The organism is Pseudoxanthomonas sp. 134C1 (assembly GCF_057773065.1).
The window spans coordinates 134,641-149,355 of record NZ_JBYMTH010000001.1 but is presented as its reverse complement, the minus strand read 5'-3'; the positions used below and the strand labels follow the sequence as shown (position 1 = coordinate 149,355).

The 14,715-nt window shown below is 69.0% G+C and carries 14 protein-coding genes; all 14 read right to left on the bottom strand.

The window, feature by feature from the left end:
* Positions 1–19 precede the first annotated feature (19 nt).
* A complete protein-coding gene (locus AC3DEZ_RS00635) occupies positions 20–1,390 on the bottom strand; it encodes an FAD/NAD(P)-binding protein (protein WP_488386470.1) in 1,371 nt (456 codons plus the stop codon).
* Positions 1,391–1,522: 132 nt separating this feature from the next.
* Positions 1,523–2,932, bottom strand: coding sequence for a cardiolipin synthase (cls, locus tag AC3DEZ_RS00630; RefSeq protein ID WP_488386469.1), 1,410 nt, complete (start codon positions 2,930–2,932; stop codon positions 1,523–1,525).
* A 345-nt stretch (positions 2,933–3,277) separates the two neighbouring features.
* Positions 3,278–3,442 (bottom strand): 50S ribosomal protein L33, encoded by a 165-nt coding sequence (gene rpmG / locus AC3DEZ_RS00625; protein WP_141455049.1) that lies wholly within the window; start codon positions 3,440–3,442, stop codon positions 3,278–3,280.
* A 13-nt stretch (positions 3,443–3,455) separates the two neighbouring features.
* A complete protein-coding gene (gene rpmB / locus AC3DEZ_RS00620; protein ID WP_056881579.1) occupies positions 3,456–3,692 on the bottom strand; it encodes a 50S ribosomal protein L28 in 237 nt (78 codons plus the stop codon).
* Positions 3,693–3,955: 263 nt separating this feature from the next.
* Entirely contained in the window at positions 3,956–7,147 is a 3,192-nt protein-coding gene (locus AC3DEZ_RS00615) for an efflux RND transporter permease subunit (RefSeq protein ID WP_488386468.1), read from the bottom strand.
* Between the two features lie 10 nt (positions 7,148–7,157).
* Positions 7,158–8,426: an efflux RND transporter periplasmic adaptor subunit gene (locus AC3DEZ_RS00610; protein WP_488386467.1), complete on the bottom strand. Its 1,269-nt coding sequence runs from the start codon at positions 8,424–8,426 to the stop codon at positions 7,158–7,160.
* Positions 8,423–9,694 (bottom strand): TolC family protein, encoded by a 1,272-nt coding sequence (locus AC3DEZ_RS00605; RefSeq protein ID WP_488386466.1) that lies wholly within the window; start codon positions 9,692–9,694, stop codon positions 8,423–8,425. Before AC3DEZ_RS00605 ends, AC3DEZ_RS00610 begins: the two co-directional genes overlap by 4 nt.
* Positions 9,695–9,752: 58 nt before the next feature.
* Entirely contained in the window at positions 9,753–10,142 is a 390-nt protein-coding gene (locus AC3DEZ_RS00600) for a hypothetical protein (protein ID WP_488386465.1), read from the bottom strand.
* A 164-nt stretch (positions 10,143–10,306) separates the two neighbouring features.
* The gene (locus AC3DEZ_RS00595; protein WP_141455054.1) at positions 10,307–10,648 is read right to left on the bottom strand and encodes a lipid-A-disaccharide synthase N-terminal domain-containing protein; all 342 of its coding nucleotides are present in this window, start codon (positions 10,646–10,648) and stop codon (positions 10,307–10,309) included.
* 1 nt (position 10,649) lies between these two features.
* A complete protein-coding gene (locus tag AC3DEZ_RS00590; protein ID WP_488386464.1) occupies positions 10,650–11,375 on the bottom strand; it encodes a glycosyltransferase family 2 protein in 726 nt (241 codons plus the stop codon).
* 83 nt (positions 11,376–11,458) lie between these two features.
* The gene (locus AC3DEZ_RS00585; RefSeq protein WP_488386463.1) at positions 11,459–12,358 is read right to left on the bottom strand and encodes a ParB/RepB/Spo0J family partition protein; all 900 of its coding nucleotides are present in this window, start codon (positions 12,356–12,358) and stop codon (positions 11,459–11,461) included.
* Entirely contained in the window at positions 12,358–13,155 is a 798-nt protein-coding gene (locus AC3DEZ_RS00580) for a ParA family protein (protein WP_447103888.1), read from the bottom strand. Before AC3DEZ_RS00580 ends, AC3DEZ_RS00585 begins: the two co-directional genes overlap by 1 nt.
* Positions 13,156–13,321: 166 nt before the next feature.
* Positions 13,322–13,969: a 16S rRNA (guanine(527)-N(7))-methyltransferase RsmG gene (gene rsmG, locus AC3DEZ_RS00575; protein ID WP_488386462.1), complete on the bottom strand. Its 648-nt coding sequence runs from the start codon at positions 13,967–13,969 to the stop codon at positions 13,322–13,324.
* Positions 13,970–13,997: 28 nt separating this feature from the next.
* Positions 13,998–14,609, bottom strand: a complete 612-nt coding sequence (locus AC3DEZ_RS00570) for a 4'-phosphopantetheinyl transferase family protein (RefSeq protein ID WP_488386461.1) — start codon at positions 14,607–14,609, stop codon at positions 13,998–14,000.
* Positions 14,610–14,715: the final 106 nt, after the last annotated feature.

Here is a 14,715-nt window from a genome sequence, read left to right as displayed (position 1 = left end):
GGATCGCCGACCGCCGGGGTCAGCGCGCGAGCAGTTGCCGGGCCACCGCTTCGGCCTGGCCCCGCAGTTCAGGAATGGCGGTGGTTTCCCACAGGCTGCCGATCCGCAGGCTGCCCAGTACCCACAGATCGGACTGGGCGCTGCCGCCGGCATCCAGCACCCGGCCGGCGTCGTCGGCCGCGATGCCGATGCCGTGCGGACCGGCCTGCGCGTGACCTTCGCCGAGCAGTCCGGTCAGCAGCGGATTGCGCATGGTGGGCACCCGCATCTCCACGCCCGTCGCGTTCACCACGCGATCCACTTCCAGTTCCAGGCCCGGCTGGCCGCGCACGTTCGCGCTGACCTGCACGCAGCGGCCCACCTGCATCACCGTGTCGAGCCGACCGCGATGCAGGCGCAGCTGTCCGCGATCGATCAGCGCCTGCAATTGCTGGTGCACGGAAACGGCGACCCGATGCCGATGCACGTCCCACAGGCGCACGACGTGGCGCAGGAAGCGCCGCTGATCGGCCTCCGACAGGGAGCGCCACAACGCCTGCCCATGCGGGCGCAGGCGTTCCATCACCGCCTGCCAGGGCAGGCCGGCGGAAGCCGCCTCGCGCACGCGCTGGCGGACGAAGCGCAGGCGCGTGCGCAGATCCAGTGGCAGCAGTTGCGCGGGATCGAAATCCGCCACCGCGTGCGCCGCATGCGGCTGTGGCAGCCAGCCATGCCGCGACAGGACGTGGATCGCGCCGCGATGTTCGGTGGCGACGAAACTCAGCACGGCGTCGACCATGCTCAGGCCGGAACCGACGATGCACAGACGCGCATCGCCCGGCACCGCGCGTACTGCGTCGAAATCCCACGCCGACAGGCTGGCATCGGCGGACAGACCGTTGGCGCCGCGCGCCGGCAGTGGGCGCGGCCGGTTGCCGACCGCCAGCACCACCGCGCCACAATCGGCCTCCACGCCGTCGGCCAGCCGCAACCGCCAGCCGGAGGGCTGGCGACTCATCGCCATCACCGGTTGCGCGACTGGCGTCAGCGTGGCGACGCTGGCGTCGCATGCGCGGGCCAGGCGATCCCGCAGGTATTCGCCGTAGCGATGGCGCTCCACGAAGGCGGGTGCCAACGCGGCGCGCTCGCGCGCGTCGCCGGACAGGAAGTCGAGGAAATCCTCCGGCTGATCATTGAACGCGCTCATGCGCTGCACCGGCACGTTGAGCAGGTGTTCCGGATATGGCGTGGCATAGGCAACGCCCTGGGCGAGCGGCGATTGCGGCTCGTACAACGCGATACGCAACGGCGTGGTCGCGGTGCGCAGCAGGTGAATCGCGGTCAGGACGCCGCTGGCGCCTCCCCCGATGATGGCGATGTCATGGGCGGGGCCCGCGGATACGCTGGTCATGGCGCGCATTGTAGTGGATCGATTCGCGACGCCTCATGCTGGCTTGGCATCAGCGGCGCATGACAGTGCAACGCAAACTTCACAAATGCATCAAATCCGTTTGGCATCAAACGCTTCTGGATTAAGTTTTCGCTACATCAGCGAATCGGCCAATCGCGCGATGCCATCGCGGCTGCGCCGCCATGCCGGACGGCATGCCCAGTCCTCCGCCCGTACGCCATGGGCATCGCGCAGATAATCCGATTCGATTTCGCGCAGGCGGGCGACGATGGCGGCGTCATAGCAGAGCAGTCCGATTTCCGCGTTGAGCGCGAACGAACGGATGTCCAGGTTGATCGAACCGACCAGGGCGACCTCGTCATCCACGCTCAGGTGCTTGGCATGCAGGAAGTGCGGTTCGTACAGGGCGATGCGTACGCCGCAGGCCAGCAGTTCGGCGTAGTAGGATTCCTGCGCCCACGCCGTCAGGCGCTGGTTGTTGCGCGCGGAGAGGATCAATTGCACGTCCACGCCGGACAGCGCGGCGATGCGCAGCGCGCTGAGCGTGGCGTCGTCGGGCACGAAGTAGGGCGTGGCCAGCACGATCCGGCGTTTGGCCAGGTGAATCAGCGCATTCATCGCGTCGCGCGCGTTCTCGAAGGGATAGGCGGGCCCACTGGGCAGCAGCTGCATCGGCACGTCGCCCGTGCCCGCATCCCGCACCGGGTCCACGTGCAGGCGTTCGCCGGTCTCCAGGTACCAGTCGCTGGCGAAGACCGCGTCCAGTTGGGCGACGATGGGGCCGCCGACCCGCGCGACCAGTTCGCGATTGGGGAAGCCCGGGATGAACGCCGCGTCGGCCAGGTTCTGCGAGCCGATGAAGCCGATCACGCCATCGATGACCGCGATCTTGCGATGGTTGCGCAGATCCATCCGGCCGCTGCGGCGCCAGCGCAATCCGCCGGGGAGCATCTGGTGCACTTCCACCCCGGCCCGGCGCAGACGCCGGGCGTATCGGCGCCATCCCCGCTTGGCGCCGACCGCGTCGAGCAGGAGGCGGCAATGCACGCCACGGGCGGCCGCGCGTTCCAGCGCCGAGGCGACGGCATCGCCGACGGCGTCGTCGAACATCAGGTAGTAGAGGAGATGGATGCTGTCGCGTGCCGCATCCATGTCGGCCATCAGGGCCCGCAGGGAACCGGTGTAGTCGTCCAGCAGTTCGACGGCGTTGCCGCGCGTGGGCATGAACGCGCCCTGCCGTTCGACCAGCGGCGCCATTTCCGCCGCGATTCCCGTTTCGGGTCGCCAGCGCAACGCCGCGAGTGGCTGCTGTTCCTCGCGGATCACCTGCGAAGCACGCGCCTGCCGCTGAACACGTTCGCGCGACAGCCAGGGATGACCGAGCAGCAGATAGGCCGGCAGACCCAGCAGCGGCACGAAGCCGACCAGCAGCATCCAGCTGCGCGCCGCGGCCGGCGAGGTGCGGCTGGGAATCCACAGCAGCGCGGCCAGCCGGATCACCCAGTCGAGGATCAACAGTACGGTTCCCAGCGACCAGTCCATGCGGCGCCTGTGGTGGGTGCGATGCCTGATTCTGGCCGCAGTCCGCGCAAACGGGAAGGCGGCGGGGTGTTGCCGGCCAACCGCGCAAATCCCCCGTCGCCCGCTGCGCGGGCGCCCGCCCCCTTTTCATTCAAAGGGGGCCATTTTTCCGGGCCCCGCTTTTGCCTCCCCCTTGATCAGCCATGCGGCTGTTGAAAGCGAAAAAGGGGGACCGAGGAGGATTGACCAGCCATTCGGCTGTTGAGAAGCGATGGCTCTTCGCGATCCCAAAACAAACAAAAAGCCCGCCTTGCGGCGGGCTTCGGATGAGGCGGATGCGGTCGCCGGGGCGAACGCATCACGACATCACTTGATCTTGCCTTCCTTGTAGATCACGTGCTTGCGCACGACCGGGTCGTACTTCTTCATTTCCATCTTGCCCGGGGTGTTCTTCTTGTTCTTGTCCGTCGTGTAGAAGTGGCCGGTGTTGGCCGAGGAGATCAGACGGATCTTGTCACGCTTGGTTGCCATGTTCGATTACTCCTCAGACCTTCTCGCCGCGGGCACGCAGCTCGGCCAGAACGGAGTCGATGCCGTTCTTGTCGATGGTGCGCAGGGCATGCGCGGAAACTTTCAGCTTGATCCAGCGGTTTTCGCTGGCGACCCAGAAGCGGCGCTCGTGCAGGTTGGGCAGGAAGCGACGACGGGTCTTGTTGTTGGCGTGCGAGACGTTGTTACCGGTCTGCACACGCTTGCCGGTGACTTGGCATACGCGGGACATACGCACCTCGAAAAAAGTTTGATGCTTCCCTTGGCCAGGGAGGCGGCGGCCCGACGACACGGCCTGCGGACAGGCGGGACGACACGCGATGCGGTGAGAAAAACCTCGCCGTAGAACCAAGCCGGAATCGCGCTTCCGGCCGCAAATCCGGCCAGACCGGACACAGCGAGCCGCGCATTATGGAGGGCTTTCCCTTTCCCTGCAAGCACTTAGGGCCGGAACCGGGCCCGGAGACGGCTTCCACCGCTCCGGACCCGGCAGGCTCAGGCTGCCGGCCGGGCCTCCGGAGCCGTGGCCGCGGCCTTCCGGCCATGCAGCCAGCGGTACAGCACCGGCAGGACCAGCAGGGTCAGCAGGGTCGAGGAGACGATGCCACCGATGACCACGGTCGCCAGCGGGCGCTGGACCTCGGAGCCGGCGCCGACGTTGAAGGCCATGGGCAGGAAGCCCAGCGAGGCCACCAGCGCGGTCATCAGCACCGGCCGCAGCCGGCCCAGGGCGCCGTCGACCACCGCCTCGTCGAGGGGATCCCCCTGCTCGCGCAGGCGGCGGATGAAGGCGATCATCACCAGTCCGTTCAGGACCGCCACGCCGGACAGGGCGATGAACCCGACCCCGGCCGAGATGGACAGCGGAATCCCGCGCAGGGCGAGGGCGACCACGCCGCCGGTCAGGGCCAGCGGCACTCCGCTGAACACGATGGCCGCGTCGCGGGCCGAGCCGAACGCCCAGAACAGCAGGGCGAAGATCAGCGCCAGGGTCACCGGCACCACCACCGACAGGCGCTGGCTGGCCGAGATCAGCTGTTCGAAGGTACCGCCGTAATCAATCCAGTATCCGGCCGGGACCTTCACTTCGCTGCCGACCCGCTGCTGCAGCTCGGAGACGAAGCCGCCCAGATCGCGGCCACGCACGTTGGCGGTCACGACCACCCGCCGTTTGCCGTTCTCGCGGTTGATCTGGTTCGGGCCCAGCGTGCTGTCGACCTTCGCCACCTCGCGCAGCGGCACCGTCCGTGGCGTGCCGGCTGCCAGCGTCATCTCGCGGCTGGATTCGTCGGCGTTGGCGTCGCCGGCCAGCGGGATCGGCAGATCCTGCAGCGCGGCCGGATCCTGGCGCAGCCGTTCCGGCAGGCGGATGACGATATCGAAGCGGCGGTCACCCTCGAACAGCTGGCCGGCGACCTCGCCGCCGACCGCGGTCGCCACGGTGTCCTGGACCACGCCGGGATTGAGGCCGTAGCGGGCCAGCGCGCGCCGGTCCGGGGTGATGGTGAGCAACGGCAGGCCGGTGGTCTGTTCCAGCTTGACGTCGGCGGCGCCCGGCACGGTGCGGGCGACCGCCTCGATGCGGCGGCCGACTTCCACCAGTTCGTCCAGGTCGTCGCCGTAGAGCTTGATCGCCACGTCCGCGCGGACGCCGGAGATCAACTCGTTCATGCGCATCTGGATCGGCTGGGTGAACTCGTAGTTGTTGCCGGGCAACTGCTTCACCGCCGCTTCGATCTCCGCGACCAGCCGCGCCTTGGGCTTGCGCGGATCCGGCCACTGATCACGTGGCTTGAGCATCAGGAAGGTATCAGCCACCGAAGGCGGCATCGGGTCGGTCGCGACCTCGGCGGTGCCCAGCTTGCCGAACACGCGCTCGACTTCCGGGAACTGCTTGATGCGCGCCTCCAGGGTGGCCTGCATCTTCACCGCCTGCTCCAGGCTGGTGCCGGGAATGCGCATGGCGTGCATGGCGATGTCGCCTTCGTCCAGGCTCGGGATGAATTCCGAACCCAGCCGTGTCGCCAGCAGGCCGCACAGGACCAGCAGCGCGGCCGCGCCACCGAGCACCCAGCCGCGCCGCCGCAGCGCCCAGTCCAGCGCGGGCGCATACGCGCGCCGCGCCCACAGCATCACCCGGGTTTCCTTTTCCTCCACCCGACCGCGCAGGAACAGCGCGATCGACGCGGGCACGAAAGTCAGCGACAGCAGCATCGCGCCGGTCAGCGCCAGCACCACGGTGATGGCCATCGGATGGAACATTTTTCCTTCCACCCCGGTGAGGGCAAAGATCGGCAGGTACACGGCGGTGATGATGCCCAGTCCGAACAGACTGGGACGGATGACCTCGGCGGTCGCCGAGGCGGTGGTGTCCAGCCGTTCCTCCTCGTTCAGCACCCGGCCCAGTTGGTGCTGCAGTTCGCCGAACCGGCGCAGGCAGTTCTCGATGATGATCACCGCGCCGTCGACGATCAGGCCGAAGTCGAGCGCGCCCAGACTCATCAGGTTGCCGGACACGCCGCCGCGGACCATGCCGGTGAGGGTGAACAGCATCGCCAGCGGAATCACCGCCGCGGTGATCAGCGCCGCGCGGAAATTGCCGAGCAGCAGGAACAGCACCACGATCACCAACAGCGCGCCCTCGACCAGATTCTTCGCCACGGTCTGGATGGTGCGATCCACCAGCACGGTGCGGTCGTAGACCGGATTGGCCGACACGCCCGGCGGCAGGCTGCGGTTGGCTTCGGCCAGGCGCGCGGCGGCGGCCTGGGCGACGTCACGGCTGTTGGCGCCGATCAGCATGAACACCGTGCCCAGCACCACTTCGTGCCCGTCCTGGGTCGCGGCGCCGTTGCGCAGCTCCGGGCCCTCGCCGACCTGGGCGACATCGCGCACCCGGATCGGCACGCCTTCGCGGCGATCCAGCACGATGTCGCGGATGCCGTCCAGGTCCGCGACCTGGCCCGGCGCGCGCACCAGGTACTGCTGGCCGTTGCGTTCGATGTAGCCGGCGCCGACGTTCTGGTTGTTGGCGGCCACCGCGTCGACCACGTCGCGCAGGGTGAAGCCCAGCGCCACCAGTCGCGCCGGATCCGGCGTGATGTGGATCTGGCGGGCATGGCCGCCGATGGTGTTGACCTCGGTGACGCCGCGGGTGTTGCGCAGCTGCGGCTTGATCACCCAGTCCTGCAGGGTGCGCAGATCGGTGGCGGTCCATTTGCCGCCGTCCGGCTTGCGCGCGTCCGGCCTGGCGTCGACCGTGTACATGAAGATCTCGCCCATGCCGGTGGTGACCGGACCCAGTTCCGGCTCCAGCCCGGCGGGCAGCTGCGACTTGACCTGCTGCAGGCGTTCGGCGACCTGCTGGCGGGCGAAGTACAGATTGACGCCGTCGTCGAACACCACCGTCACCTGCGACAGCCCGTAGCGCGAGATGGAGCGGGTATGGTCCATCCCCGGCAGGCCGGAGAGCGCGGTCTCGATCGGGAAGGTGACGCGCTGTTCCGACTCCAGCGGCGAATAGCCGGCGGCCTCGGTGTTGATCTGCACCTGCACGTTGGTGATGTCGGGGGTGGCGTCGATCGGCAACTGGCGGAAGCTCCACGCGCCCACGCCGATCAGCGCGAGGGTGAGCGCCAGCATCAGCCATCGGTGCGCGATGGCGAAGCGGATGATTTTCTCGAGCATGGCCGGGTCCTCAGTGATCGTGGGAAGCGCCGGACTTTTCGATGTCCGCCTTCACCACGTAGCTCTGTTCGACCACGACCTGGTCGCCGGCCTTCAGTCCGGACAGCACTTCCACCCGCTGGGCGTCGCGCTTGCCGAGCTTGATCGGTCGCACCTCGTAGGTGTCGCCGACTCGCACGAACACCACGTCCCAATCGCGGAAACGCTGCAATGCCGCCACTGGCGCCACCAGCGCGGCGGGCTGCCGATCCACGGTGACGCGTGCGGTGATCGCCGAACCCGGACGCCACTGGCCATCGGCATTGGCGATGACGGCGCGCGCCACCGTGCTCTGGCTGGCGGTGGCGGTGCCGGGCAGCACGCGCTCCAGGGTGGTTTCGGCCTGTGCGCCGTCGCTGATGCGGGTGAGGGTGACCGGCGAGCCGGCGCGGATGTGCTGGGCGTCGAAACCGAACACGTGCAGATCCACCCACAGCGTGGACAGATCGGCGACCTCGAACAGCGTCGTGCCTTCGGCCGCGACCGATCCGACTTCGGCATTGCGTGCCAGCACCACGCCGCTGATCGGCGTGCTGACGGTGTAGGTGGTCAGGCTGAGATTGCTTTCGACGGAGGCCAGTGCCTGTCCGGCGCGGACCTGGTCGCCGACGTTGGCGGCGAGCCGGCGCACCGGGCCGGGAAAGCGCGCGGCGACCTTGGCGACGCGGCCTTCCACCGGGGTCAGCAGGCCCTGCACCTCATGCTCGTCGGCGATGATGCCGGGGCCGACCGGGGCGACCCGGATGCCGGTCTGCTGCGCGATCGGCGCGGCGATCTCGGTCCGGCCTTCGTAGCTCGGGTAGGCCCAGCGCAGCGAACGGCCATTGATGCTCGCCAGCACTTCGACATCGAAGGAGTGCGGTTCGACGACTTCGGCCGCACCGCGCAGGCTGCCATCCGCCTGTGCCTGCAGGCGATGGGTCTCGGCGATGCCGCCCAGGCGCGTGAGGCGCACTTCGACCGTACCTGCATTGGCCGGCAGCGGCTTGCCGTCGCGATACAGCCAGGCCTGGAACTTCGGTGGCGTGCCGTCTTCGGCGATCGCCAGTTCGACGGCCAGACCGTCCTTTTCCAGCAGGCGTCCGCCGTGCTGTCCGGTGGCGGCTTCCGCTTCCTCGCCGGCATGTTCGCCGGCCTCGTGATCGTGGGCTTCTCCGGTCTTGCCGCCGCCGCCGCAGGCGGCCAGGGCGAGGGTCGACAACAGCAGCATCCACCGCAGGGCAGGGGCGCGGACATTCATGGCGTGATTCCTTGTGCGGGAGCGGCGGCGACGAAGGCGCGGCCGGTCAGGCGCTGGATTTCGATCAGCGCGCGCTGGGCGTCGAGGGCGGCGTCGAGCTGTTGCCGGCGCGCGTTGATGCGTTCGGATTGCAGCTGCGCCCATTCCAGATAGCTGATGGCGCCGGCACGATACGCGCGTTCGGCGGCGCGCTCGGCCTTGACCAGCTTGGGCAGCACCGCCTCGTCCAGCCGCGTCACCTCGAACTGCGCGGTGCGGTAGCGACCGTGCGCGTCGGCGAGGGTGGAATACAGCGCCAGACCCTCGGCCTCGCGTTCGACTTCCACCAGCGCCAGTTCCGCCTCGGCGGTGCGGATGCCGGGCTGGGCACGGCGCGCGCTGCCCAGCGGAATCGCGATGCTGGCCATCAGGCCGGTGTCGCCGTTCTCCTGCAGGCGGCGCACGCCGAACTGCCAATCGACATCGGCGCTGCGTTCGCTGCGCGCCAGCTGCACGCGCGCTTCGCGGATGCGGCGCTCGTCGGCGAAGCGGGCCAGTTCGGGCGTTCCGTCCAGCAACGCGGCGAGCTCGCCGAAGTTGGCGATCGCCGGCAACGCCAGCGGATTCCCGGCCACTGTCTGGAAACCCGGATCGCGCTCGCCCCACAGTGCCGCCAGATGTTGCCGCGCGGACACCAGCAGGTGATCGGCGCGATCGCGTTCCAGTTCCGCGCGGGTGAGCGCGGCCTGCGCGGTCAGCAGCACCGATTCCGGCGAAGCGCCCGCGGTCAGTCGCTGGCGCGCCGCGGCGACGGTGCGGCCGCGCTGCTCGATGTCGTCCAGCGCCACCGCGCGCTGGCGTTGCGCGGCGGTGATGGCCAGATAGCGGCGCGCCACTTCGGCCAGCAGATCCAGCCGGCGGGTTTCGCGCTGTATCGCGAGCGCATCGATGCGGCTCTGCGCCAGCGCGCGACGGGCATCCCACTTGCCGCCGCGTTCCAGTACGCCCGCCAGGGTCAGGCTGATCTCGGCGCCGCCGAAACCACTGACGTCACCGGTGCCGAGCGCGTTTTCGACCGACGCGCCGGCGGTGAGGCCCGGGCGCAGCGCGGCGACCTCGGCCTCGGCGGCCAGGACGCGCTGCTGGCCGTCGATCAGGCGCAGATCGGGATGGGTCCGGGCGACGCGCGCGAACGCGTCGTCCAGGGACATGACAACAGGCGACTGTGCCCGCGCGGATGCGACGGACACGGCCGCGAAGACGGCCAAAGCCGCCAGACGCAACCACATGGAAATTCTCCGAAAGGATCGAGGACGAACGAAAACCCGGCGCTGGCCGGGAAGTGCCTCAGATCGCGATCGGTGGACGCAGCAGCTTGTCGCTGCGGTGAATGGGCATCGGCACGGTCGGCACCGCCGGCGCGGTGTCCGGGGGCGCGAGGGTCTGCCAGATCACCGCCGGCATGGGCATGGCGGTGGCATGGCCGCAGCAGTGCGCGGCATGCATCAGGGCGTGCAGCAGGCTGCCGCCGCCACCGGATTCGTCCGGGGTGCGGTCGTCATCGGCGTGCGATGGCGACCCCGGCGAGGCGTGCGAATGCAACGCGCCGCCATGGCCGAGTTCATGCACGTCGCCCACCGCCGCCATCACCGGCTGGGCGATCACGCCCAGCAGCAGCACGCCCAGCGCCAGCAGGCGCATGAGAGTGGGACGACGGAAGCGGCGGAGCAGGTTCATCGGTCGCACAGGCTAACGGCGGGGCGGGGCGTTACACAATCGCAGGGAGGTGAATGAGGAGGTGGGATTGGGGCGGAAGAGCGAATCCCCCTCGGTCCCCCTTCTGCGAAGGGGGAGGAACAGCGCCGTGCGCGCTATGGATCGGGTTCGGCGATGACCCGCTCCTAGTGGCTGGCCTTGTCGCGGTGCCAGCCACGGTGCCTGATGTCCAGGTACAGGCTGTAGAGGGCGGTGAAGGCGGGGAACAGATTCTGCAGCACGCCCACCGAGTCCTGCTTGGCCGAGAACAGGAAGTAGCTCAGCGTCATCAGGCTGCCCAGCACGCTCATGTACCAGAACAAGCGGGGGATGACCGGTTTGCCCGCACGCCTGGAGGCGATGAACTGGACCAGCCAGCGGCCGCCGAACATCAGCGCGCCGGTATAGCCGATCAGCTTCCAGCCGGTGACATGCAGGCCGGTCCAGTAGAGCGCCTCGATGGGCTGGTTGAGCCAGTGCACTTCCACGTCAGAGCTCCCGCACCGCCGTGCGCTTGCCGCGCTTGATCAGCCAGGCCACGCCGCGCAGGTCGCTGATGCCGACCAGCGCGCGGTTGAGGTTGTTGTACTTGGACACGCCGGCGGTGCGGTGGCGATGGTTGACCGGCACGCTGATCGTCTTCCAGCCGGCGCGCTGCATCAGCGCGGGCAGGTAGCGGTGCATGTGATCGAAGTAGGGCAGGTCGAGGAAGGCCTCGCGTTCGAACAGCTTGATGCCGCAGCCGGTATCCGGCGTCGCGTCGCGCAGCATGCGCGAGCGGATCGCGTTGGCCCACTTGCTGGCCCAGCGCTTGCTGCCGCTGTCCTGGCGGTTGACCCGCCAACCGGCGTACAGCTTGGTCTGCGCCTCGCCGCCGTCGCGCGCGGCGATCAGCTTCGGAATGTCGGCCGGATCGTTCTGGCCGTCGCCGTCCAGGGTGGCGATCCAGGCACCGCGCGCGGCTTTCACCCCGGTGCGGATGGCGGTGCTCTGGCCGCTCTGCTGGACGTGCTGCAGCACCCGCAGTTCCGGCACCCGCGCCTTCAGGCCCTGCAGTACGTCCAGGGTGTCGTCGCGGGAATGATCATCGACGTAGACGATCTCGAAATCGGTCCGGCCGCGCAGGGCGGTGGTGATCTCGTCGATCAGGGGCGTGACGTTGTCGCGTTCGTTGAAGACCGGGACGACGACGGAGAGAGCGGGGCTGGATGTCATGGGCGCCTATTTTGCCGCCACCGGCTGAATCTTGGGCTGATACGTGTCGCCGGCGCGCCGTCATCGACGCGCGCGCCCGGCAGTCAGCCGCGCGGGCCGCGCAGCTTCTCCAGTACGCCGTCCAGAGTGTCGAGATCGGTGTACTGGATGATCAACTTGCCCTTGCCGCCGCGCCCGTGGGCGATGGTGACGCGGGTGCCGAGGCTTTCGGACAGTTCGGTTTCCAGCGAGGCGATGTCCGGTTGCGGTGCGGCCTTGCCCGGCTTGGCCTTGCGGCCGACCACCGGCACCTTGCCGGCGGCGAACTGCTGCGCGCGGTGTTCGACCTCGCGTACCGACCAGCCCTGGTCGGCGGCCTCGGAGGCCAGCTTGCTGGCCAGTTCCGGCGACAGCGTCAGCAGCGCGCGGGCATGGCCCATTTCCAGCCGGCGCGCTTCCAGCAGCGCGCGGATGGCCGGCGGCAGCTCCAGCAGGCGCAGCAGGTTGGACACCGCCGCGCGCGAACGGCCGACCGCTTCGGCGGCCTCGGCGTGGGTCAGCGAGAATTCGTTGATCAGGCGCTGCAGCGACTGCGCTTCCTCCAGCGGGTTCAGATCCTCGCGCTGGATGTTTTCGATCAGCGCCATCGCGATGACGGTGCGATCGTCCAGCTCCCGCACGACCACCGGCACTTCGGCCAGGCCGGCTTCCTGCGAGGCGCGCCAGCGGCGCTCGCCGGCGACGATCTCGAAGCGTCCCGCCGACAGTTCGCGCACGACGATCGGCTGGATCACGCCCTGCGCCTTGATCGACTCGGCCAGCTCGCTGAGCTTGGCCGGATCCATCGCCATGCGCGGCTGGTACTTGCCGGGTTGCAGGTGGCCGACCGGCAGCGTGCGCAGGGCCTCGCCCGGCTGGGCTTCCGGCGGCGGGGTCTCGGCCGCCTTGGGGCCGAGCAGGGCTTCCAGCCCGCGGCCCAGGCCGCGTTTCTTCGACGCGCTCATCAGGCGTACTCCATCCTCTTTTCTTGCTTCTTGCGTTCGCTCTGGCGGCGGATGATTTCCCCGGCCAGGCCCAGGTAGGCGACGCCGCCGCGCGAAGTGCGGTCGTAGCCGACGATGCTCTGGCCGTGGCTGGGCGCTTCGGCCAGGCGGACGTTGCGCGGCACGATGGTGCGGAACACGCGATCGCCGAAATGCTGGGTCAGTTCCGCCGAGACGGCGTTGGCCAGGTTGTTGCGCACGTCGAACATGGTGCGCAGCACACCCTCGATCTCCAGGCGGGGATTCAGTCGTGTCTTCAGCGCCTCGATGGTTTCCACCAGCGCGCTCAGGCCCTCCAGCGCGTAGTACTCGCACTGCATCGGCACCAGCACCGAGTCGGCCGCGGTCAGCGCGTTGAGGGTGAGCAGCGACAGCGCCGGCGGGCAGTCGATGATGATGAAGTCGTAGTCGCCGCGGATCGGTTCCAGCGCGGCCTTCAGGCGCAGCTCGCGGCCGTCGATCTCCATCAGCTGGATCTCGGCGGCGGTCAGGTCGATGTTGCCGGGAAGCAGATCGAAGCCTTCCTGGGTGGTCACGATCGCCGCGCGGGTGTCGACTTCCTGCAGCAGCACGTCGCAGGTGGAATTCTCGAGCTCGCGCTTGTCCACGCCGCTGCCCATGGTGGCGTTGCCCTGGGCGTCCAGATCCACCAGCAGCACGCGCTGCGGCGCGCGCGCCAGCGCGGCGGCCAGATTGACCGCGGTGGTGGTCTTGCCGACGCCGCCTTTCTGGTTGGCGATCGCGATGATGCGGGCCATGCGGGTGGTCGCCTCGGGACACGGAGTGGATGGGGGATTATGCGGGGTCCGGACCGGTCCTGCGAATTCGCATCGCCGATCCGGCCGCGCGGCAACGTCCCGGAACCGCGCTCATGCCCTCGCGGCGGCCAACGATATCAATTGGTTATGGGGGCGAGGCGCGGGTTCAGACGGTGGCTTTGCGCACGATCACCAGATGGCGCTCGCCGACCAGGCCGGGCACCCGCAACGGATGGATGGCCTCGGCCTGCCAACCCGGGGGCAGCGCGGCGATTTCCTCGTCCGGACGCACGCCCTTCATCGCCAGCAGGGCACCACCGGGTTTCAGCAGATGGCCACCGACCGCAATGATGCCGGCCAGCGTGTCCATGGCGCGCGCGGTCAGGTTGTCATGGGCGGCCGGTTCGTCGAGCGACTCGGCGCGTGACTCGGCCACCCGGGCATTGCCCAGACCCAGCTGGCGTACCGCCTCGCGCATGAAGCGGGCCTTCTTGCCATTGCTTTCGACCAGGGTCACCCGCAGGCCGGGATGGGCGATCGCCAGCGGAATCCCGGGCAGTCCCGGCCCGGTGCCCAGGTCGGCCAGGCTGCCTTCGGCGACATGCGCGTGCATGGCCAGCGAATCCAGCAGATGGCGGGTCACCATCTCGGCGGGATCGCGGATGGCGGTGAGGTTGTAGGTGCGGTTCCAGCGGTGCAGCAGCGCCAGGTAGTCCAGCAGCGGCGGTGCCAGCGCGTTGGCGTCCAGGCCCAGTTCGGTCAGGCCTTGGCGCAGTTGCGCATCCAGGCCGGCGGGAAGCGTCGAGGCGTTCATCGCGCGCATTATCCCCGAACAGCGGGGCTCAGGTCCGCCACGCCAGCGCGCCGCGGTGGCCGGGCAGCGGTTCCCATTCGTGCAGCTGCCACTCCGCCGGCGAACCCAGCGCGGGGTCGCAATCGATCAGCTGCAGGCCGCCTTCGCGTTCGCCGAAGACCAGCTTCTCCAGGCCGAAGGAGACGCCGTGGCCATGCGCCTTCAGCAACGCCTCCTTGGCGCACCACAGGCGTACGAACGCGCCGGTGCGCGCGCTGTCGTCCTGCGCGCGCAACCAGTCCAGTTCACTGGGATGGAAGAAACGCTGCGCGATCTCCATCATCCGCGGCCGCTCGCGATGGCGCTCGACATCCACGCCCAGATCGCGCGCCGGGCCGAGCGCGACCAGCAGCACCTCGCCGCTGTGGCTCCAACTGATCGCCTGATCGCCGAAGGGCGCGTCGAAATAGGGCTTGCCGCGCGCGTCGCGCCGGATGGGCAGGTCGTCGGCCGGTTGCGCCAGCGCTTCCGCCAGCACCTGCCGGGCCGAAGGTTCACCGCGCGTGCGCGGGGCGTGCGGACGCAGCCAGACCCGGAATCTTCCGAACTGCCAGGCGGGCGATGAAGGTGGAAATTCGGCGGCGGAGGAGATTTCTGGCATGGTCGGCGGGTGGTGCGGGGCAGCGTGCATCGCGGCGCGATTCGCGTTATCACCACGGCGCAAGGATGCCATTCCCCCTGGCCGGCTTGACAGTGGTTTCACGGCC

Coding starts and splice junctions, on each gene's coding strand:
- rsmG (WP_488386462.1), bottom strand. CDS start 13,969: ATGAACGCCTCGACGCTTCCCGCCGGCCTGGATGCGCAACTGCGCCAA.
- cls (WP_488386469.1), bottom strand. CDS start 2,932: ATGGACTGGTCGCTGGGAACCGTACTGTTGATCCTCGACTGGGTGATC.
- AC3DEZ_RS00600 (WP_488386465.1), bottom strand. CDS start 10,142: ATGAACCTGCTCCGCCGCTTCCGTCGTCCCACTCTCATGCGCCTGCTG.
- AC3DEZ_RS00635 (WP_488386470.1), bottom strand. CDS start 1,390: ATGACCAGCGTATCCGCGGGCCCCGCCCATGACATCGCCATCATCGGG.
- AC3DEZ_RS00590 (WP_488386464.1), bottom strand. CDS start 11,375: ATGACATCCAGCCCCGCTCTCTCCGTCGTCGTCCCGGTCTTCAACGAA.
- rpmG (WP_141455049.1), bottom strand. CDS start 3,442: ATGGCAACCAAGCGTGACAAGATCCGTCTGATCTCCTCGGCCAACACC.
- AC3DEZ_RS00605 (WP_488386466.1), bottom strand. CDS start 9,694: ATGTGGTTGCGTCTGGCGGCTTTGGCCGTCTTCGCGGCCGTGTCCGTC.
- AC3DEZ_RS00615 (WP_488386468.1), bottom strand. CDS start 7,147: ATGCTCGAGAAAATCATCCGCTTCGCCATCGCGCACCGATGGCTGATG.
- AC3DEZ_RS00570 (WP_488386461.1), bottom strand. CDS start 14,609: ATGCCAGAAATCTCCTCCGCCGCCGAATTTCCACCTTCATCGCCCGCC.
- rpmB (WP_056881579.1), bottom strand. CDS start 3,692: ATGTCCCGCGTATGCCAAGTCACCGGCAAGCGTGTGCAGACCGGTAAC.
- AC3DEZ_RS00610 (WP_488386467.1), bottom strand. CDS start 8,426: ATGAATGTCCGCGCCCCTGCCCTGCGGTGGATGCTGCTGTTGTCGACC.
- AC3DEZ_RS00580 (WP_447103888.1), bottom strand. CDS start 13,155: ATGGCCCGCATCATCGCGATCGCCAACCAGAAAGGCGGCGTCGGCAAG.
- AC3DEZ_RS00585 (WP_488386463.1), bottom strand. CDS start 12,358: ATGAGCGCGTCGAAGAAACGCGGCCTGGGCCGCGGGCTGGAAGCCCTG.